Below are 18067 nucleotides of genomic sequence, written 5' to 3'. Positions count from 1 at the left end.
TAGTGCCGCTTGCCCCCGACACAACGTTGTCGGGATGCACGGCGGTCGAGATGGTCTCCGGGCCCCGACCGCCGCGCGCTCCGCTACCAGTCGTGGACGGTGCCGTCCGCCAGGCGGTTGAACGGCAGGTAGGCCTGCTCGTAGGGGTACTTCCCCGCCTCGTCGACGTCGAGCGAGACCCCGAGTCCCGGTTCGTCGCCCGGGTGCAGGTACCCGTCGGTGAAGGTGAAGGTCTGCCGGAACACCTGGTTCGTCTTCGGCCCGTGCTGCATGTACTCCTGGATGCCGAAGTTGTGGATCGCGAGCCCGAGGTGCATCTGGGCCGCGAGACCCACCGGAGAGATGTCGGTCGGCCCGTGGAACCCGGACTTGATCTGGTACATCGCGGCGTAGTCCATCGTCTTCCGCAGCGGCGAGATCCCGCCCATGTGCGTCACGGCGCCTCGGACGTAGTCGATGAGCTGGTCGCGGATGATGTCCTTGAAGTCCCAGATCGTGTTGAACACCTCACCGATCGCGAGCGGCGTCGTGGTGTGCTGCCGGACGAGCTTGAGCGCTTCCTGGTTCTCGGCGGGGGTGCAGTCCTCGAGCCAGAACAGGTCGTACGGCTCGAGCGACTTCCCGAGCTTGGCGGCCTGCAGCGGCGTCATCCGGTGGTGCCCGTCGTGCAGCAGCGGGAGTTCGGGACCGAACTCGTTGCGGACGGCCTCGAACACCGTCGGGACGTGGCGGAGGTAGGCGCGGGTGTCCCAGTCCTCCATCGCGGGGAACGCACCACGCTGCGCCGGCTCGAAGTCGTACCGGACGCCGCTGTTGCCCTCGCTCGTCTTGTTCGAGGCGATGCCGTAGATCGACTCGAGCCCGGGGACGCCGGTCTGCACGCGGATCGATCGGTAGCCCTCGGCCTGGTGCTCACGGATCGAGTCGAACAGCTCGGGCAGCTCCTTGCCGGAGGCGTGCCCGTACGCCATGAGCCCGGTGCGCGATGCACCACCGAGGAGTTGGTACACGGGCATCCCGGCGACCTTGCCCTTGATGTCCCAGAGCGCCATGTCGACGGCGGCGATCGCGGCCATCGTCACCGGGCCGCGGCGCCAGTACGACGATCGGTAGAGGAACTGCCAGGCGTCCTCGATGCGGCTCGCGTCACGCCCGACCAGCAACGGCACGACGTGCTCGGACAGGTACGCGGCGACGGCGAGCTCCCGCCCGTTGAGGGTGGCGTCGCCGAGTCCGGTGACACCGTCGGCCGTCGTGATCTTCAGCGTCACGAAGTTCCGGTTCGGGCTCGTGACGATGACCTCGGCCCGGTCGATCAGCTGCCCACGGTCGGTCGACGCCCACGTGTCCGGACGCCCCGCGGTGGGGTCGGTCGCGGCGCCGGAGTCGGCGGCACCCGGCACCGGGGCCGCGGGGTTCGTGGTCGTGTCGGTCATGCGTGGACTCCTTCGTCGGTCGGGGTGCGGGCCGCGGTGTCACGGGCGGCCCGGATGCGGTCGGCCGCTGCGGTGATCGCGGCGACCACAGGGGTGGTGTCGAGGTCGGGGGCGACGGCGCGCAGCACGTCGTGCACGTCCGAGTCTGGCCCGGGCGCGCTCGCGTCGTCCACCAGCTCGGGCTGCAGCGTCAGGTGGAGCCACCACGCTGCGAGCGCCGTCGCCGCGCCCGCGCCGATCCCCGCGGACGGGTCCCGCTCGAGTCGTCGGCGGAGCACGTCGACGACGCGGACGGGGAGCTTCTCGGACCCGCCCGAGGCGATCTGGCGGAGCGTGTGCCGGATGCGCGGGTTCGCGAACCGGTCCACGAGGGCGGCGCGGGCGGCGTGGACCTCCTGCGTGCCGAGGGGCAGCTCGCGGGCCGCCTCGTCCCAGAGGTCGTCGACGGCGGCGCGGCAGACCGGGTCGGCCATCGCCGACGCGACGGTCTCGTGGCCGAGCAGGAGGCCGAGGTACGCGAGGAGCGAGTGGGAGCCGTTGAGCAGCCACAGCTTCCGCTGCTCGTACGGGGTGACGTCGTCGACGATCCGGACACCGGCGGTCTCCCACGCGGGTCGTCCGACCGCGTCGAAGGCGTCCTCGAGCACCCATTCGGCGAACGGTTCGGTGACGACCGGGACGCGGTCGCCCGGCAGCGCGCCATCGAGGTGCGCCAGCCCGTCGACGTCCGTGGCGGTGGTGGCCGGCGTGATGCGGTCGACCATCGAGCTCGGGAAGGCGACGTTCGACCCGACCCACGTCCGCAGCTCGTCGTCGGTGATCGCGTCGAGCACGGCACGGCGCAGCACCTCGCCGTTGTGCGTCAGGTTGTCGAGGCTGACGAGGGCGATCGGTCCGGCACCGGTGATCCGTCGTGCGTCGAGTCCGGCGACCAGTCGTGCCGGGACGTCGGAGTCCGGGCGGTACCCGTTCTCGGTGACGGTGAGCGTGACGATCGTGGTGTCCGGGGACCCGATCGTCCGCAGCCAGGCCTCGTCGTCGCTGCCCGGGTGCGCCGCGACGATCGTGTCGAGCACCTCGGCGGTGTCACCGTCGGCGGCACGCGTGACGAGGGTGTAGCGGCAGCCCTGCGCGGTCAGGGCATCCGCCGCCGCGGGCGACCTGCCCGTGAAGGCGGTGATGCCCCACGGCTCCCCCTCGGCGTGCGCCGTGTACCAGGCGAGGTGGGCGCGGGCGAACGCCCCCACCCCGAGGTGGGCGATGCCGGGCCGTCGGTCGGTCATGCCGACACCGGGACGAGTGACCGCAGGTAGGCCAGGTTGTCGGCGGTCCGCACTTCGAGCGGCAGGTCGGTCGAGAAGTCCTCGATGGTCACCCACCCGTCGTAGCCGGCCTGTCGGAGCGCGTCGAGGTACTCGGACACCGATGCCTGGCCGGTGCGCAGCGGCGCCCACTCGTTCTGCCAGACCACGGAGCCGTCGTCGCGGGTGTCGCCGGTGTCCACCCACCGGGCGTTCTTCACGTGGGCGTGTGCGAGGTAGGGGCCGAGGAGCTCGAACGCGGCGAGGTGGTCCTCCTGCCCCTCGATGACGAGGTTGCCGAGGTCGTGGATGACGCCCACGTGCTGCGGGTCGAGGCCGTCGACGAGCCGGAGCGCCGCCGACGCCGACGGGGTGATCGTCATGTGGTGGAGTTCGACCAGTGCCTTGACGCCGAGGTCGGCCGCCCGGTCCGCGATCCACTCGAGGTCGGCCCGGGTGCGGTCGAAGATCTGCGTGTAGGTCTCGCCGGTCTGTTCCTTCACGGTGCGGTACATCGGCATGGTCACCCGGACCTGGCGCGCCCCGAGCTCCGAGGTCACCCGGAGCATCGTCTCGACGCCCTCGTGGTCGGAAGCCTGCTGGTACCCGCCGATCCCCGAGTACTCGAGCCCGGCGCCGTCGGTGATCCGGGCGATGTCCCCCACGTGCTCGGTGATGCCGGTGAACTGCCACGTCGAGTTGTTCCCCGCCCAGAACGAGCGCCCGGCGGGGACGGTCGCCCCGTCGGCGGGTCGGTCGTCGACGATGCGCCACTCGATCCCGTCCCAGCCCTGGGCAGCGAGCGTCTCGGCTGCCTCGGTGGGGGTCCAGTCGGGGGTGGAGGCGGTGAACACGGAGAACTTCATCGGGTCGCTCCTTCGGGTGTGGTGTCATCGGTGCGGGCGGCGACGACCGGGACGACGTCGTCGTACGCGCCGTCGATGACGTCGTCGATCCGGACCGGCTGCCCGAGCGTCGCGCTGACGTACAGGCCGCGGACGGTGGCGAGCGAGACGAGCGCGGCGTCCACGGTGACGCCGGGGTCCCGCCCTTCCCGGATCGCACCGACGATGTCGGTGTACTGCCGGGCGTGACCGGCGGCGAAGTGGTCGGCTTCGGCGGGGCCGCCGACCACGTGCTCCGGCGGCACGACCTGGTCCTTCTGGTCGACGGCGTCGGCGACGGCCGTGGCGTTGGCCGTCGTCGATGCCGACTCGAGCGTCGCCGTGTCCGGCGCGATGTGGAAGTACGCGAGCCGGTCGTCGTCGACGATCGCCGACCCGTGGGTGCCGTAGACGGCGTAGCGCGCGGAGAGCCCCGGGTACGCGGCGGTCGTGCAGTGGATGACGCCGAGTGCCCCGCCCGCGAACCGGACGGTGGCGACGGCGGTGTCCTCGACCTCGATCCGGTCGTGCGCGAGCAGCGCGGTCTGGGCGGAGATCTCCACCGGGCGGCCGAGCGCCCAGACGAGCAGGTCGACGGTGTGCACGCCCTGGTTCATCACCGCGCCGCCCCCGTCGAGCTCCCAGGTCCCCCGCCAGTCGCCGGAGTCGTAGTAGCCCTGCGACCGGTACCAGGCGACGCTCGCGACGCCCGACGTGACGGTGCCGAACCCGCCGTCGTGCGCCGCGCCCGCGACCACGACCGAGGCCGGGTCGAAGCGGTGCTGACTGATGACGCTGGTGACGAGCCCGCGCGCCCTCGCCTCGGACGCGAGCCGGGCGATCTCGCGGGCCCGGGGCATGGTGGTGTCGAGCGGCTTCTCGATGACGACGTGCTTGCCCGCGGCGAGCGCTGCCTCGGCCAGCTGGACGTGCATGCCGGACGGCGAGCAGATCGCGACGACGTCGATGTCGGTCGCGGCGATGGCCTCGTCGATGGTCGAGGTCGTGACCGGCCGGGCGACGCCCATCGCCTCGACCTCGTCTGCGGCACCGGTGGCTGCGGCCGGGATCGCGTCGACGAGCGCGACGACCTCGAGGTCGGGGTGGTGCACGGCGACCTTCGCGTGGTGGCGGCCGATGACGCCCGCGCCGACGACGGCGAGCTTGAGCGGGGTTTGGTCGGTCATCGCAGGGTGACTCCGATCTGGTCGGTGAGCTTCCGGAGGGCACGGCCGGCACGGCCGAAGGCGGCGGGTCCGGAGAACCCGCCGAGGTGGGTGAAGTCGCTGAGGTGGGGTTCGAGGGAGGCATAGCCGCCGTACCCGGCGTCCCGCAGCGCGGTCAGGGTCTCGAGGAGCTCGCCGTCCCCCTCGCCCGCGGGCACCACGGAGGAGTCGGCGGACAGGGCGTCCTTCACCTGGAGGTAGTCGACGTACGGCGCCAGCTGGGCCCAGCCGTCGGTGTACGGCCGGACCCCGCACTGCACGTAGTTCGCGTTGTCCCAGGCGAGCCGGAGCGAGGACGACCCGACGCTCTCGACGATGTCGAGCACGCGCGAGGGGACGTCGCCGTAGATGTCCTTCTCGTTCTCGTGCAGGAGCGTGACGCCTTCGCGGGCGGCGAGTTCGGCGAGTGCCCGCATCCGGACGAGCACGTCGTCGCGGACGTCCTCGGGGGCGCGGCCCGGGAAGTAGAAGGAGAAGATCCGGATGTTCGTCGTGCCGAGCGCGTGGGCCGCCGCGATCGCGCGCCCGAGCCGGTCGACCTCGTGCTCGACGGGCTCGTCGACGGCGACCTTGCCGATCGGCGAGGCGATGGCGGAGACGGTCTGGCCGCGTTCCTCGAACATGCGGTGCAGGCCGGCGAGCTGGTCCTCGTCGAGGTCGACGACGTTCACCCCCCACGCACTGCGGACCTCGATGGCGCTCGCTCCGAGCGCCTGCAGGACCGCCACCTGGACGGCGGGGTCGGCGTCGATCTCGTCGCCGAACCCGGAGAGTTCCCAACTGGGCTGGGTCATTGCATTCCCTTCATGGTGACCGGAAGACCAGCCTGGAGGCGCGGGGCGGCCTGGCACCGCGCCTCCAGTCGGTCTGTGGAGGACTGGCGCTACTTCACAGAGCCGGCGGTGAGACCGCCGACCAGGTACCGCTGGAAGATCAGGTAGAGCGCGACGACGGGCACGGCACACACGATCGAGGCGGCCATCATCTGGCCGTAGATCGGCACGGCACCGCCCTCCTGCGTCGTGCCGAGCACCTGCAGGACGACGGCGACCGTGCGGGTGTTCGGGGTCGTCATGATCGTGGAGAACAGGACGTCGTTCCAGCCGAGCAGGAAGGCGAAGATCGCCGACACGACGATGCCCGGCCAGGACAGCGGGAGCACGACGCTCCGCAGGATCCGGGTGCTCGAGGCGCCGTCGATGCGGGCGGCCTCCTCGAGCTCCTTCGGCAGGCCGCGCAGGTAGGTGACCATGACCCAGGTCGAGAACGGCAGGGCGAACGTCAGGTAGGTGACGAACAGCCCCCAGCGGGTGCCGATGATCTGGACGCCGGTCGCGCTCGCGATGTTCGAGAACACGACGAACACGGGCAGGAGGAGGAGCGTTCCCGGGATCGATTGCAGGGCCAGGAGTCCGCGGAGGATCGTCAGTCGGCCGAGGAACCGGAACCGGACGAGGACGTACGCGGTGGACACCGCCAGGGCGGCACTCGCGACGGCGACCGCGCCGGCCGTCAGCATCGAGTTGACCAGGCCGCTCCCCAGCGCGACCGTCGACCAGATGTCCACGTAGTTCGACAGCGTGAACTCGGAGGGGAAGTACTCGCCCCGCGCCACCGCGACGTCGGAGTTCACCGACCCGAACAGGATGTAGAGCACCGGGACGGCGATGAACGCGATGATCACCGCGATGACGACGACGAGCAGCCAGCGCGGCAACAACCGCGTGACGTCGGTGTCGTAGGGGCGCCGTGGCCGGCGGCTGTTCCGCGGCGCGGTGATGCTCTCGGTGAGGGTGGCGGTCGGTCGGGTCCTCGTGGTGCTGAAGGCGCTCATGCTCGGGCTCCGTCGATGTCGGCTGCTGCTGCCGGGGTGGCTCCGGCGAGGGTCCGTCGGTCGGCGCGACGCTGCTTCCGGTCGGGGCCCGCGTCGTCACCGGTGTCGAGCTTCACGGCCCGGAGGTAGACGAACAGCGGGATCGCGACGATCACGAGCGAGCAGATCGCCATCGCCGCGGACAGGCCGAAGCGGAACGACTGGAAGCTCGCGATGTACGTCAGGACTGGCATCACCTCGACGCTCGACGGCAGCGGGATGCCGAAGAGCACGAACGGCAGGGTGAAGTTGTTGATGTTGTGCAGGATCGCGATGATCACCGCGAGGCTGAGCGGGCCGCGGAGGTACGGGAAGATGATGTACCGCAGCTTCGCCCACCAGGTCACCCCGTCGAGCGCGGCGGCCTCGTGCACCTCGTTGTCCACGGCCTGCAGCCCGGCGAGGGACAGCAGGTAGACGAACGGCCAGCTCGTCCACACCATGACGCCGGCGAGCGCCCAGTACGAGGCCGAGCCGTTCAGCCAGAGCACGTCGGTGTGGAGGATCGAGTTCACCACGCCCTGCGGCTGGAGCATGGTCCGGAAGAAGGTGCCGACGACGAACGCCGGGAGCACGTACGGGATCAGGTAGACCGACCGGACGAGCCCGCGGCCGGGGAACCGGTTCTGCGTCGAGATCGCGGCCGCGACGCCGATCGGGACCGTCACCGCCGTGACCAGCACGGACAGGGACGCCGAGATCCAGATCGAGTGCAGCAGCGGCGAGTCGGTGAACGCCTCGACGAAGTTCGCGAGTCCGACGAACGGCGCACTGAACCACTGCCGCAGCGTGTACTGGTCGAGGTCGAGCATCGCGATGTACACGCCCACCAGGAGCGGCACCACGATCACGGCGAGCATGAGCACACCGCCGGGCAGGAGCATCCAGAGCGGGCGCTCCCGCTTGTACAGCGGCGTCTTCCCGACGGGCCGGACCTCGTGGTGTCGCGAGCGCTGCGGGCCGGGTCGGGTCTGCGTGGCGGTCATCACAGACCTCCGTTCTTCTGACGGTCGAGCGTGGACTGGGCGTCCTGCTGTGCTGCCCGCAGGCGCTTGCGGAGTTGGTCGTCGCTGACCTCGCCGCTCTTGAGCGACGGGATGGACTGCACGACGACGTCGACGAGCGAGAGTTGGATGTCCGACCAGGCGCCGGTGAACGCCGTCGGTTTCGAGAGCTTGCCAGCGTCGATGATGGGCTTCAGCTGCGGGTCGTCCGCCGCGAGCCGGGCGGCGGCGGCGGCGTTCGTCGGCAGGTTGCCGAAGAGTCGGTAGTACTCGAGCTGGGCCTTCGGCGTGCTGAGCTGCTTGATGAAGTCGAACGACAGGTCCTGCTTCGTGCCGTAGTCGGCCACGACCCAGTTGTCGCCGGACAGGATGCTCGCGGCCTCGATGCCGTTGCTCGGGCGTTCGGTCGCGCCGGGCGGCACCGTCGGCAGGAGGGCGAACTCGTACTTGCCGTCCACCGGGGTGCCCTTGAAGGAGTTGATGGCGGTCGTCGTCGTCATCGGGAAGAACGCGGCCTTGCCCTCGGTGAACTGGGCGAGGGCCTGCGCGTTGTTCCAGCCGATCGCGGCCTTGTCGACGACACCGTCCTTCGTCACCCAGTCGAAGTAGGTGCGGTAGGCGTTCTGGACGGCCTCCGAGTCGATCTCGGCCTTGCCGCTCTTCGAGACGATCGTGTTGCCAGCGTTCTCGGCCATGCCCCAGATGAACTTCCACGGGTCGAAGCCGTCCGCGTAGGCGATCGCGAGACCGTGGTGGCCGTTCCCGGTCGTGGCCTTCGCGTCGGCGGTGAGCTGGTCCCACGTGGTCGGCATCTCGGTGATGCCCGCCTGTCGGAGCAGGTCCGTGTTGACCGCCATCACGAACGGGCGGCTGGCGAACGGGATGCCGATCTGCTTCGAGGGGCTCGGGCCGGAGATGCCGAACGAGGCCGGGTCGAACTGGTCCTTCCCGCCGACGGCCCGCCACTGCTGCTCACCCATCTCGACGAAGGCGCCGGTGGCGTACGCGGTCGGCGTGAACGTGCTGCCGATGGCGTAGACGTCGGGGCCCTGGCCGGAGATGACGCTCGTCTGGATGGCGGTGAGTTCCTCCTGGGCCGACGCGTAGGTCTCCCACTGGATGTCCGCGCCCGTGGTCCGCTTGAACTCGGCGGCGGTCTCCTGCTGCCACTGCTTGCGTTGCTGCGGGTAGGTGGTGTCCGCGCCCATCATGACGCGGAGGGTGTGCGGGTCGTCGCCGCTGCCGTTCACCACGGCGCATCCCTGGAGGGACAGTGCGGCGAGGGCGACCACGGCCACGGCACCGATCAGGGTGCGTGTCCTGAGTCTTCCTGTGCTCATGCGGGGGTTTCCTCCTCGAGACCTCCACCCGGGAGCGACGCTGCTGCCCGGGCGCCGGGCTGCGTTGCCTCCGGCGTGGCCACCACTGTTGCGGCCGTGGCAACATCCGGCAACCGGTTGCCACTTGTTGCCACGGCGGCCTACGGTCGCTCCCGTGACCGACACCGACACCGCCCGGCGGGTGACCATCCGCGACATCGCCGACGCGACCGGGGTCGCCCCGTCGACCGTGTCCCGGGCGCTCTCCCTGCCCGACCGGGTCAACCACGCGACGCAGCAGCGCATCCAGCAGGCCGCCCGGGAGCTCGGCTACGTCCCGAACTCGCAGGCCCGTGCGCTCACGTCGGGACGGACCCGCGCGGTCGCGGTCCTCGTGTCGGACATCACCAACCCGTTCTACTTCGACGTGATCCGCGGCACGCAGCACCAGCTCGCCGGCGCCGGCTGGACCCAGCTCCTCGTCGACACCGAGGAGTCCGCGGACGCCGAGATGGCCGCCCTCAGCGCGATCGCCGGGAAGGCCGACGGCGCCGTGCTCACCGCGTCCCGCCTGTCCGACGCGCAGATCGCACGGTTCGCCGAACGGACCCCGCTCGTCGTCGTGAACCGCCGCCCCGCCGGGGTGCCGTCGGTCCTCATCGACACCCCCGGCGGCGTCGAGCAGGCCGTGCAACACCTCGTGTCGCTCGGACACCGGGACGTCCTGTACGTCGCCGGCCCGGACAGCTCCTGGTCGAACGAACGTCGGTGGCGGGCCCTCGTCCGCGTGGCGAAACGGCTCGGCATCCGCGTCGCACGGATCGGCCCGCACGCGCCGTTCGTCGACTCCGGAGCGGCAGCCGCGGACGCCGCCGTGCACGCCGGCGCCACCGCGTGCATCGCGTTCAACGACCTCATCGCCATCGGCATGCTCACCCGACTGCGGGAGCGCGGTGTGCGCGTGCCCGAGGACATGAGCATCGTCGGCTGCGACGACATCTTCGGCGCCGACTTCTGCAACCCACCACTCACCACGATGACGTCGCCGATCGAGCGCGCCGGCCGCGTGGCGATCCGGATGCTGCTCGGCCGACTCGGTGCCATCCCCGCGGACGAACTGCCCGGTGAGCACATGAGCGGCGCGGTCGCCCTGCCCACCCACCTGACCGTGCGCGAGTCCACCGGCCCGGCGCCGACCTCGCCCCGCCGCCCGTCCTGAAGGAGTCGACGATGACCCACACCAGCACCGCCACCCCGCTCGCCCCGCACCCGGACCGGCTCTTCGCCGCCGACCCGGGAGCGCGAGCGGTCGCGCGGACCGTCTACGACGCCGTCAAGGACGCACCGATCATCTCCCCGCACGGCCACGTCGACGCCGCGCTCATCGCGGACGACCAGCCGTTCCCGGACCCCGCAGCGCTCCTCATCACGCCCGACCACTACGTCCTGCGACTCCTGCACGCCAACGGCGTCGGACTGGAGGCGCTGGGTCGCGCCGACCTGTCGGGAACCGCCACCGTGCCTCCAGGCCGCGCGATCTGGCGGACGCTGGCGGAGCACTGGGACGACTTCCTCGCCACCCCCGTCCGCTACTGGTTCGAGACCGAGCTCCACGACGTCTTCGGCCTCACCGAGCAGCCGTCAGCCGCGAACGCGGACGCCCAGTACGACCACCTCGCGGAGCTGCTGGCCACGCCCGCGTTCCGGCCACGCGCCCTGTTCGACGCCTTCGGGATCGAGGTGCTCGCCACCACGGACGACCCCACGGCCGACCTGGAGGCGCACGCCCGGTTGGCAGCCGACCCCACCTTCACCGGACGGGTGCTCCCCACCTTCCGCGCGGACGCCGTCTTCGACCCGTCACGATCGGACTGGAGGCGCGTGGTCGCGTCGATCGGCGAGGCCGCCGGGATCGACACGGGCACCCACGACGGGCTGCTCGCGGCACTCCGCGCTCGTCGCCGGTACTTCATCGAGCACGGCGCGACCGCGACCGACACCGGGGTCCTCGACGCCGGGTCGACGCCGTTGCCCGCTGCCGCCCGTGAGCGGATCCACGCGGCGGCGCTGCGCGACCCGGCGTCCGTGTCGGACGCCGACGCCACCGCGTACCGGCACGACATGCTCTACCGGTGGGCGGAGATGAGCGTCGACGACGGCCTCGTCATGCAACTCCACCCGGGGGTGCACCGGAACCACCACACCCCGACCCTGGATCGCTTCGGGCCGGACACCGGACACGACCTCCCCGCCGTCGGGTCGTTCACAGAACCGCTCCGCCCACTGCTCGAGTCGTTCGGCACCGCACCCGGGTTCCACCTCGTGCTCTTCACGGTCGACGAGACCGTGTTCTCGCGCGAGATCGGCCCGCTCGCCGGGTTCTACCCGGCCGTGTACGCCGGGGCGCCCTGGTGGTTCATCGACACCCCCGCGGCTATCGGACGGTACCGCGCGGCGATCACGGACTCGGCCTCGTTCACGAAGACCTCCGGGTTCATCGACGACACCCGGGCGTACTGCTCCATCCCCGCCCGGCACGACATGGCACGTCGAGCGGACGCGGCCTACCTGGCGTCCCTCGTCGTCACGCACCAGGTCTCCGAGGAGGACGCGGTGCGCACCGCGCAGCGGATCGTGTCGGACATCCCGCGGGCGACGTTCAAGCTCTGAGCGCAGTCCACTCGCGGAGCCGCCCCAGCGCAGCACGGATCTCGGCCTCGGCGACCAGCGGGTCCGTCGACCGCTGCCGTGGCGCTACGGTCGATGAGTGGAGCGCGAGATTGCCGCTGCGTACGCGGCTCGGGCCGCCGAGTACACGGACCTGCTCGGCACGATGGACGCTGTCCACCCACACGATCGGGACTTCGTCGAACGATGGGCAGACGGTTGCGACGGCCCGGTCCTCGACGCCGGGTGCGGCCCGGGGCACTGGACCGCGCACCTTGCACAGCGCGGGACCGCCGCCATCGGTCTCGACGCCGTACCCGACTTCATCCAGCGTGCCCGCGGGCGTGCACCCGGCGTTCCGTTCCGGGTGGCGACACTGGAGGCGACGGGATTCGGTTCGAGCAGTTTCGCCGGCGTGCTGTCCTGGTACTCGTTGATCCACCACGAACCAGATCGGATCCACGAACCGCTCGACGAGTTCACGAGGATCATCCGGCCCGGAGGGCGGCTGCTGCTCGGGTTCTTCGAGGGGACGGCCGTGCAACCGTTCGATCACGCGGTGACGACGGCGTACCGCTGGCCGATCGATCGGATGGCGGGTGCCCTCGCTGCGCACGGGTTCGAGGTCACCGACGTCCAGCGCCGGACCATCGCCGGGAAGCGCCCGCACGCTGCGGTCGCCGCGGTCAGACCGTGACGGAGGTCACGGGTGCCAGCCGGGCGTGACGAGGCCGGTCTCGTAGGCGAAGACGACGAGCTGGGCGCGGTCCCGGGCGCCGAGCTTGATCATCGCCCGCGAGACGTGGGTCTTCGTGGTCATCGGGCTGATGAACAGACGCTCGGCGATCTCCGTGTTCGTCAGGCCGATGGCGACGAGCTGCATCACCTGGCGCTCGCGGTCGGTCAGGACGTCCAGCTCCGGCGCGAGGGACGCCGGCTTCGCGTGGGTCGCGTACGCCTCGATCAGGGAGCGGGTCGCCCGGGGTGAGAGCAGGGACTCCCCCGCCACGACCGTCCGTACGGCACGGAGCAGTTCGGCCGGCTCGGTGTCCTTCACGAGGAACCCGGCAGCACCGCCGCGGATGGCTTCGAACACGTAGTCGTCTTCCTCGAACGTGGTGAGGATGACCACGTGCACCCCGGCGAGCTCCGGGTCGGCCGAGATCTGCTGTGTCGCTTCGAGCCCGTCGACCCCCGGCATGCGGATGTCCATGAGGACGACGTGCGGTCGTTCCCGTCGAGCGACGTCGACGGCTGTGGCACCGTCGCCGGCTTCACCGACGACGCTCATCCCCGGCTCGGCATCGACGAGCGCACGGAGCCCGGCACGGACGAGCACCTGGTCGTCGACGAGCAGGACGCGGATCGGGTCGGGGGCGTCTGTGTCGGTGGTCATGCGAGGTCCTCTGCGTCGATGGTGATGACGGGGAGACGAGCAGCGACCCGCCAGCCACCGTCCGTCGTCGGGCCGGCCGTGAGCGTCCCGCCGACCGCGACTGCGCGCTCTCGCATGCCGATCAGCCCGTTGCCGGAGGGCGCGAGCGGGGGCGTCGTCGTCCGACCCGGCGCCGGCGGAGAGGACGGGTGGTCCTCGACCACGAGGTCGACCACGTCCGGCCCGACCGAGATGGTCACGACCGCCCGGTGGTCCGCCGCGTGCTTCATCACGTTCGTGATCGACTCCTGCACGATGCGGAAGGCGTTCCGGTCCGTGACACCGGGCACGGTCGACGGATCGCCCGTGGTGGTCGCGGTGACGTCGACCCCGGCGGCCCGAGCGCGTGCCACCAGGTCCGGCACGCGGTCGAGGCCTGCCGTCGGGTGCCGCTCGGGACCCTCGGCGGCGGTCGTGCCGTCGACGGAACGGAGCACCCCGAGGATCGTGCGGAGTTCGACGAGCGCGTCCCGGCTGGAGTCGCGGATGTTCGCCAGGGAGTCCTTCGTGGGGCCGGGCAGGTCCGCACCGAGGTGCAGCGCCACGCCGGCCTGGAGGTTGATGAGCGACATGCTGTGCGCCACGGAGTCGTGGAGCTCTCGCGCGATGCGGACCCGTTCCTGTCCGGCGCGACGCCGCTCGGCCTCAGCACGCTGGCGTCGCCGTTCGGCGACGCGTTCGACGCGGACCCGCACGAGTTCGGCCACCGCGATCGTCACCGTGACCCACGCGACACAGAGCAGGAGCGCGTTCAGGTCGTAGGCCGGCGAGCGGCCGAGGGCCACGTCCGCCGACGGCAGGACGAGGACCGACACCACAGCGGTCCCCACGACCAACGATCGGTGTCCGCGGAGCCAGGCGTTGACGAGCGCCATGGTCAGCGCAGCGACGAACGGACCACGCGGGCTGACGACGAGGGCATAGCCGATGGTCGTTGCCGCCGTCGCCACGAGCAGCGCGCGTGGCCAGCGCCAACGCCACGGCAGGACGAGCACGCCGGCGACGAGCAGCGTGAGGCCGAGGGCCCCGACGTGGACGGGTTCGACGGCGCCGACGAACCCGTGAGCGGCCCACGGCGGGCCACCCACGCCAGCGCGCCGCCCGGCGCCGGTCGCGACGTGCGACGCCACCAGCGTGCCGACAATCTGGACGACCGCGACCGGCAGGACCCGTCCGACGCGCGCGAACCGTCGGCGTCGGGCCCAGCGGGCGTCATCGCCCACCGGCTCGGTGGCGGTCGTCGGGGTGTCCATGGATCGAGCCTAGGGTCGGGCCCCGGACGGGACATCGGGCGCTCGCACGACCTGTGGACTACTCCCCCGGGAGTAGTCGGATGTGGAGGACTGCCCGGCGTACGTCGGCGGGAGCAGGGGGAAGTGAGGATCCGAGGGTGACGCGTGACGCGCCTCCAGGCCGGACGCTGGAAGGGTCGCGACAGCGGCGACGAAACCGACCACAGGAGGTCACCATGCTCACCACCATCGCTGCCACCGGGCCGTACTGGCACGGCGGCGGGTTCCCGTTCTTCGTGTTCCCCGCGTTCTTCTTCTTCGCGTTCCTCGTCGTGTTCCTGGTGTTCGGGGTGGCCCGGCGCGGGAGCTGGCGCGCCCGATCGGACGCGCGATCGGTCCTCGCCGACCGGTTCGCGCGCGGCGACATCGACGCCGAGGAGTACCGCTCGCGGTTGTCCGAGCTCAGCCGGAAGTGACCTGGAGTGCGGCGAGGATCGCCGTCACCGTGTCGTCGACCGAGCCCTCGATCGACACGGTGACGGCGGCTTCGTCCGGCTCCGGGCGTTCGAGGGTGGCGAACTGGGAGTCGAGCAGCGACGTCGGCATGTACTCGTGGTGACGGTGCGACTGCCGCTCGGCGATGAGGTCGTGCGAGCCGTCGAGGAACGCGATGACGAGCCCCGGGGCCGCAGCGCGGAGACGGTCACGATAGACGCGCTTGAGCGCCGAGTTCGCCATCACGCATCGGCTGCCGCCCGCTTCGACCGACGCGATCCGGGCAGCGCAGGCGTCGAGCCACGGCCAGCGGTCCTCGTCGGTGAGGGGGATGCCCTGCCGCATCTTCTCCTTGTTCGCGGCGGGGTGCAGGTCGTCCGCGTCGACGAAGACGCTCGGTTCGCTCCGGGCGGCGAGGGCGTCGGCGAGGGCCTGGCCGATCGTCGACTTGCCGGACCCGGAGACCCCCATCACCAGCACGGGCGGGAGGACAACGCTCTCGGTCATCCCTCCACAGTATTGGTCCGGGTGAACACTCATCCCCAGTTGCCGTAACACCCGTGCGGTCCCAGACGGGCGACCGTAGGTTGGGTCGGGACGGCAGGACGAAGGAGACCTCGTGGCAGACAACAACGGACAGGCGAACATCGGCGTGATCGGTCTCGCCGTGATGGGCTCGAACCTCGCACGCAACCTCGCATCGCGTGAGGGCAACACCGTCGCGGTCTACAACCGCACGTACGCCCGCACCGAGGAGCTCATGAACGAGCACGGGGACGCCGGGTTCATCGCCTCCGAGTCCATCGACGACTTCGTCGCCTCGCTGTCGAAGCCGCGCACCGCGATCATCATGGTCCAAGCCGGCAAGGGCACGGACGCCGTCATCGAGCAGCTCGCGGAGCGGTTCGAGGAAGGCGACATCATCGTCGACGGCGGCAACGCCAACTTCCACGACACGATCCGCCGCGAGCACGACCTGCGCGAGAAGGGCCTCAACTTCGTCGGCACCGGCATCTCCGGCGGCGAGGAGGGCGCGCTGAAGGGCCCGTCGATCATGCCCGGCGGGTCGAAGGAAGCATGGGAGACGCTCGGTCCGATCCTGAAGTCCATCGCCGCCGTGGCCGAGGGCGAACCGTGTGTGACCCACATCGGCACGGACGGCGCCGGACACTTCGTGAAGATGGTGCACAACGGCATCGAGTACGCCGACATGCAGCTCATCGCCGAGTCCTACGACCTGCTCCGTCGCGTCGGCGGCTACTCGGTCGAGCAGCTGGTGCAGGTGTTCGACGAGTGGAACAAGGGCGACCTCGAGTCGTACCTGATCGAGATCACCGGAGAGGTCCTGAAGCAGCGGGACGCCGACACCGGCAAGCCCCTAGTCGACGTCATCCGCGACGAGGCGGGCTCGAAGGGCACCGGCGTGTGGACCGTGCAGAACGCGGTCGGGCTCGGCATCCCGGTGTCCGGCATCGGCGAAGCGGTGTTCGCGCGCGCAGTGTCGTCGAAGCCCACCCAGCGTGCCGCGGTGCAGGCATCCGTGAAGGAGCGCCCGCAGATCGCCGAGGTGCCGGACACCTTCGCCGACGACGTCCGGGCAGCGCTGTACGCGTCGAAGGTCGTGGCGTACGCACAGGGCTTCGACCTCATCATCGCCGGGGCGAAGGAGTACGGCTGGGACATCAACCTCGGCAACATCGCGAAGATCTGGCGCGGCGGCTGCATCATCCGTGCACAGTTCCTGAACCGCATCGTCGAGGCGTACGACAAGAACCCGCAGCTCGAGTCGCTGCTGGTCGACCCGTACTTCGCGAACGCCGTGGCCGAGGGCGAGGCGGCTTGGCGTCGCATCGTGGGGATCGCCGCCGCGTCCGCCATCCCCGCACCGGGCTTCTCGTCGGCCCTGGCGTACTTCGACTCCCTCGCTTCCGATCGGCTCCCCGCTGCACTCATCCAGGGGCAGCGCGACTTCTTCGGAGCGCACACCTACCAGCGCATCGACAAGGACGGCACGTTCCACACCCTCTGGTCGGACGACGACCGGCGCGAGGTCGAACAGGAACCGTCCACCCACTAGACCGCGGCGACAACCGCACCTGGGAAGGCCTCGCCGATCGGCGGGGCCTTCCGTCTGCAGGCGGACGCGATCGAGGCTCCTCCTGCGTTCTCCGGCACGCCGACTCCATCAGCCCGTTGTGATCGTCAGGACAAGCGACACCCGGTAACTGTGCGGGGTACCCGGGGCAGGTGATCCCGCCCGGCGGGGGTCGGACATCGTCTGCGAGGCGGTAGAGGCTCCTGTCATTGCAATACGTTACGTTGGAGTTCTCATTCGGAACGATCATTTCTTCCGATTCTTCAGTCGGAACCACGCGCCGGCGGCCAGAAGGATCACGCCGAATCCGATGAAGATGAGCGGCAGGGTTGGCCCGCTCGGGAGCGTTGCCAGCAAGACGCCGAAGACAGCGATGAAGACTGTGCCGCCGATCATGAGGATTATGGGCCGGTGGCCTTGCCGCTCGGTGCTGTCGTTCATGCGCACGCGAATGCTCCTCCGACGTCAATGTCCAAACGGACTCCGCAGGTGACTCGATGGCACCCTGTGCCGCTCGAACCCGCGGGCGACCCCATCCACGACGACGACTCGAACGGTTGTCGTCCGTATACGTGGTAACGCCTCCGTTAACCGCGACTCCAATCATTAACGCGATCCATGAGGACTTGCTTTGCGCGGCCATCTGGTGAGCCGTCAGCTGGCCGCGCAGCACTCATCACCGCAGCAATTAAAGTCTCTCTTTCGCGACCGTGCGATCGCCATCGGAGATACTGACCGTCCCTGACTCCGACTACGTCTTCCCGGGGGATTCGAAGTGAGCCGAAGAAGTTATGCAGGATTAATTCCTTGTTTCCAAGTTCAACCCTCATTGAGAGCCAACGGAATGTTGAAGCGCACGTCAAGAGTGCTGCAACGACAAGCGGGACGGCTGCTTTCGGCCAAACGAAGGCAAACACAACGAGCCCAGCGGCCAGAACCACCCATCCTCCCCCAGCAACCGCTCGGCTGAGCGGAGCGGCTCGCAAACTCTCCACGTTACTTGCGCCGCCGCCGACGCTCCGAGATCGCCGCGAAGGCAATCAAGGCCACGATCACTGGTACCGCCACCCACCACAGCCCCATCGCGCCTGCTGCAAACA

17 protein-coding genes are annotated in these 18067 nt (G+C 70.2%); 5 read left to right on the top strand and 12 right to left on the bottom strand.

Annotated elements, in window-relative coordinates:
• Nucleotides 1-83: 83 nt before the first annotated feature.
• The 8 genes from manD to ACTJKO_RS14840 all read right to left on the bottom strand — a co-directional run bounded on the left by manD (nt 84) and on the right by ACTJKO_RS14840 (nt 9064).
• A complete protein-coding gene (gene manD / locus ACTJKO_RS14875; protein ID WP_440689921.1) occupies nt 84-1436 on the bottom strand; it encodes a D-mannonate dehydratase ManD in 1353 nt (450 codons plus the stop codon).
• Nucleotides 1433-2719 (bottom strand): mannitol dehydrogenase family protein, encoded by a 1287-nt coding sequence (locus ACTJKO_RS14870; protein WP_440689920.1) that lies wholly within the window; start codon nt 2717-2719, stop codon nt 1433-1435. The genes manD and ACTJKO_RS14870 overlap by 4 nt, the downstream gene beginning before the upstream one ends.
• Entirely contained in the window at nt 2716-3603 is an 888-nt protein-coding gene (locus ACTJKO_RS14865; protein ID WP_440689919.1) for a sugar phosphate isomerase/epimerase family protein, read from the bottom strand. The genes ACTJKO_RS14870 and ACTJKO_RS14865 overlap by 4 nt, the downstream gene beginning before the upstream one ends.
• The gene (locus ACTJKO_RS14860; RefSeq protein WP_440689918.1) at nt 3600-4808 is read right to left on the bottom strand and encodes a Gfo/Idh/MocA family protein; all 1209 of its coding nucleotides are present in this window, start codon (nt 4806-4808) and stop codon (nt 3600-3602) included. The genes ACTJKO_RS14865 and ACTJKO_RS14860 overlap by 4 nt, the downstream gene beginning before the upstream one ends.
• Nucleotides 4805-5641: a sugar phosphate isomerase/epimerase family protein gene (locus ACTJKO_RS14855; protein WP_440689917.1), complete on the bottom strand. Its 837-nt coding sequence runs from the start codon at nt 5639-5641 to the stop codon at nt 4805-4807. The genes ACTJKO_RS14860 and ACTJKO_RS14855 overlap by 4 nt, the downstream gene beginning before the upstream one ends.
• A gap of 89 nt (nt 5642-5730) precedes the next feature.
• Complete coding sequence (locus ACTJKO_RS14850) at nt 5731-6681, bottom strand: carbohydrate ABC transporter permease (RefSeq protein ID WP_440689916.1); 951 nt, start codon at nt 6679-6681, stop codon at nt 5731-5733.
• Nucleotides 6678-7706: a carbohydrate ABC transporter permease gene (locus ACTJKO_RS14845; RefSeq protein ID WP_440689915.1), complete on the bottom strand. Its 1029-nt coding sequence runs from the start codon at nt 7704-7706 to the stop codon at nt 6678-6680. The genes ACTJKO_RS14850 and ACTJKO_RS14845 overlap by 4 nt, the downstream gene beginning before the upstream one ends.
• Nucleotides 7706-9064, bottom strand: coding sequence for an ABC transporter substrate-binding protein (locus tag ACTJKO_RS14840; RefSeq protein WP_440689914.1), 1359 nt, complete (start codon nt 9062-9064; stop codon nt 7706-7708). Before ACTJKO_RS14840 ends, ACTJKO_RS14845 begins: the two co-directional genes overlap by 1 nt.
• Before the next feature lie 154 nt (nt 9065-9218).
• On the opposite strand from ACTJKO_RS14840, the gene ACTJKO_RS14835 reads away from it, so the two are divergent.
• From ACTJKO_RS14835 to ACTJKO_RS14825, 3 genes are all read left to right on the top strand, one after another.
• Nucleotides 9219-10262, top strand: a complete 1044-nt coding sequence (locus ACTJKO_RS14835; RefSeq protein WP_440689913.1) for a LacI family DNA-binding transcriptional regulator — start codon at nt 9219-9221, stop codon at nt 10260-10262.
• Between the two features lie 11 nt (nt 10263-10273).
• A complete protein-coding gene (gene uxaC / locus ACTJKO_RS14830; protein WP_440689912.1) occupies nt 10274-11713 on the top strand; it encodes a glucuronate isomerase in 1440 nt (479 codons plus the stop codon).
• Between the two features lie 97 nt (nt 11714-11810).
• Nucleotides 11811-12407 carry a class I SAM-dependent methyltransferase gene (locus tag ACTJKO_RS14825; protein WP_440689911.1) on the top strand — a complete coding sequence of 199 codons (597 nt, stop codon included), beginning with the start codon at nt 11811-11813 and terminating at the stop codon, nt 12405-12407.
• A 6-nt stretch (nt 12408-12413) separates the two neighbouring features.
• On the opposite strand, the gene ACTJKO_RS14820 is transcribed toward ACTJKO_RS14825, so the two are convergent.
• Together ACTJKO_RS14820 and ACTJKO_RS14815 are read right to left on the bottom strand one after the other, a co-directional pair.
• Nucleotides 12414-13106, bottom strand: coding sequence for a response regulator (locus ACTJKO_RS14820; protein WP_440689910.1), 693 nt, complete (start codon nt 13104-13106; stop codon nt 12414-12416).
• Nucleotides 13103-14398 carry a sensor histidine kinase gene (locus tag ACTJKO_RS14815; RefSeq protein WP_440689909.1) on the bottom strand — a complete coding sequence of 432 codons (1296 nt, stop codon included), beginning with the start codon at nt 14396-14398 and terminating at the stop codon, nt 13103-13105. The genes ACTJKO_RS14820 and ACTJKO_RS14815 overlap by 4 nt, the downstream gene beginning before the upstream one ends.
• Before the next feature lie 215 nt (nt 14399-14613).
• On the opposite strand from ACTJKO_RS14815, the gene ACTJKO_RS14810 reads away from it, so the two are divergent.
• Nucleotides 14614-14853 (top strand): hypothetical protein, encoded by a 240-nt coding sequence (locus tag ACTJKO_RS14810; RefSeq protein WP_440689908.1) that lies wholly within the window; start codon nt 14614-14616, stop codon nt 14851-14853.
• Here ACTJKO_RS14810 and ACTJKO_RS14805 read toward each other — a convergent pair.
• Nucleotides 14840-15379: a gluconokinase gene (locus tag ACTJKO_RS14805; RefSeq protein ID WP_440689907.1), complete on the bottom strand. Its 540-nt coding sequence runs from the start codon at nt 15377-15379 to the stop codon at nt 14840-14842. The genes ACTJKO_RS14810 and ACTJKO_RS14805 overlap by 14 nt on opposite strands.
• Before the next feature lie 112 nt (nt 15380-15491).
• On the opposite strand from ACTJKO_RS14805, the gene gndA reads away from it, so the two are divergent.
• Nucleotides 15492-16949, top strand: coding sequence for an NADP-dependent phosphogluconate dehydrogenase (gene gndA / locus ACTJKO_RS14800; RefSeq protein ID WP_440689906.1), 1458 nt, complete (start codon nt 15492-15494; stop codon nt 16947-16949).
• Nucleotides 16950-17213: 264 nt separating this feature from the next.
• Here gndA and ACTJKO_RS14795 read toward each other — a convergent pair whose 3' ends face one another.
• Nucleotides 17214-17408, bottom strand: coding sequence for a hypothetical protein (locus ACTJKO_RS14795; protein WP_440689905.1), 195 nt, complete (start codon nt 17406-17408; stop codon nt 17214-17216).
• Nucleotides 17409-18067 lie beyond the last annotated feature (659 nt).

The organism is Curtobacterium sp. 22159 (assembly GCF_052045775.1).
Taxonomy (GTDB): Bacteria; Actinomycetota; Actinomycetes; order Actinomycetales; family Microbacteriaceae; genus Curtobacterium.
Note: the sequence above shows the minus strand (reverse complement) of the source record. Positions and strands in the feature narration are given on the sequence as shown.

Coding starts and splice junctions, on each gene's coding strand:
- ACTJKO_RS14850 (WP_440689916.1), bottom strand. CDS start 6,681: ATGAGCGCCTTCAGCACCACGAGGACCCGACCGACCGCCACCCTCACC.
- uxaC (WP_440689912.1), top strand. CDS start 10,274: ATGACCCACACCAGCACCGCCACCCCGCTCGCCCCGCACCCGGACCGG.
- manD (WP_440689921.1), bottom strand. CDS start 1,436: ATGACCGACACGACCACGAACCCCGCGGCCCCGGTGCCGGGTGCCGCC.
- ACTJKO_RS14840 (WP_440689914.1), bottom strand. CDS start 9,064: ATGAGCACAGGAAGACTCAGGACACGCACCCTGATCGGTGCCGTGGCC.
- ACTJKO_RS14805 (WP_440689907.1), bottom strand. CDS start 15,379: ATGACCGAGAGCGTTGTCCTCCCGCCCGTGCTGGTGATGGGGGTCTCC.
- ACTJKO_RS14855 (WP_440689917.1), bottom strand. CDS start 5,641: ATGACCCAGCCCAGTTGGGAACTCTCCGGGTTCGGCGACGAGATCGAC.
- ACTJKO_RS14815 (WP_440689909.1), bottom strand. CDS start 14,398: ATGGACACCCCGACGACCGCCACCGAGCCGGTGGGCGATGACGCCCGC.
- ACTJKO_RS14865 (WP_440689919.1), bottom strand. CDS start 3,603: ATGAAGTTCTCCGTGTTCACCGCCTCCACCCCCGACTGGACCCCCACC.
- ACTJKO_RS14810 (WP_440689908.1), top strand. CDS start 14,614: ATGCTCACCACCATCGCTGCCACCGGGCCGTACTGGCACGGCGGCGGG.
- ACTJKO_RS14860 (WP_440689918.1), bottom strand. CDS start 4,808: ATGACCGACCAAACCCCGCTCAAGCTCGCCGTCGTCGGCGCGGGCGTC.
- ACTJKO_RS14795 (WP_440689905.1), bottom strand. CDS start 17,408: ATGAACGACAGCACCGAGCGGCAAGGCCACCGGCCCATAATCCTCATG.
- ACTJKO_RS14820 (WP_440689910.1), bottom strand. CDS start 13,106: ATGACCACCGACACAGACGCCCCCGACCCGATCCGCGTCCTGCTCGTC.
- ACTJKO_RS14870 (WP_440689920.1), bottom strand. CDS start 2,719: ATGACCGACCGACGGCCCGGCATCGCCCACCTCGGGGTGGGGGCGTTC.
- ACTJKO_RS14845 (WP_440689915.1), bottom strand. CDS start 7,706: ATGACCGCCACGCAGACCCGACCCGGCCCGCAGCGCTCGCGACACCAC.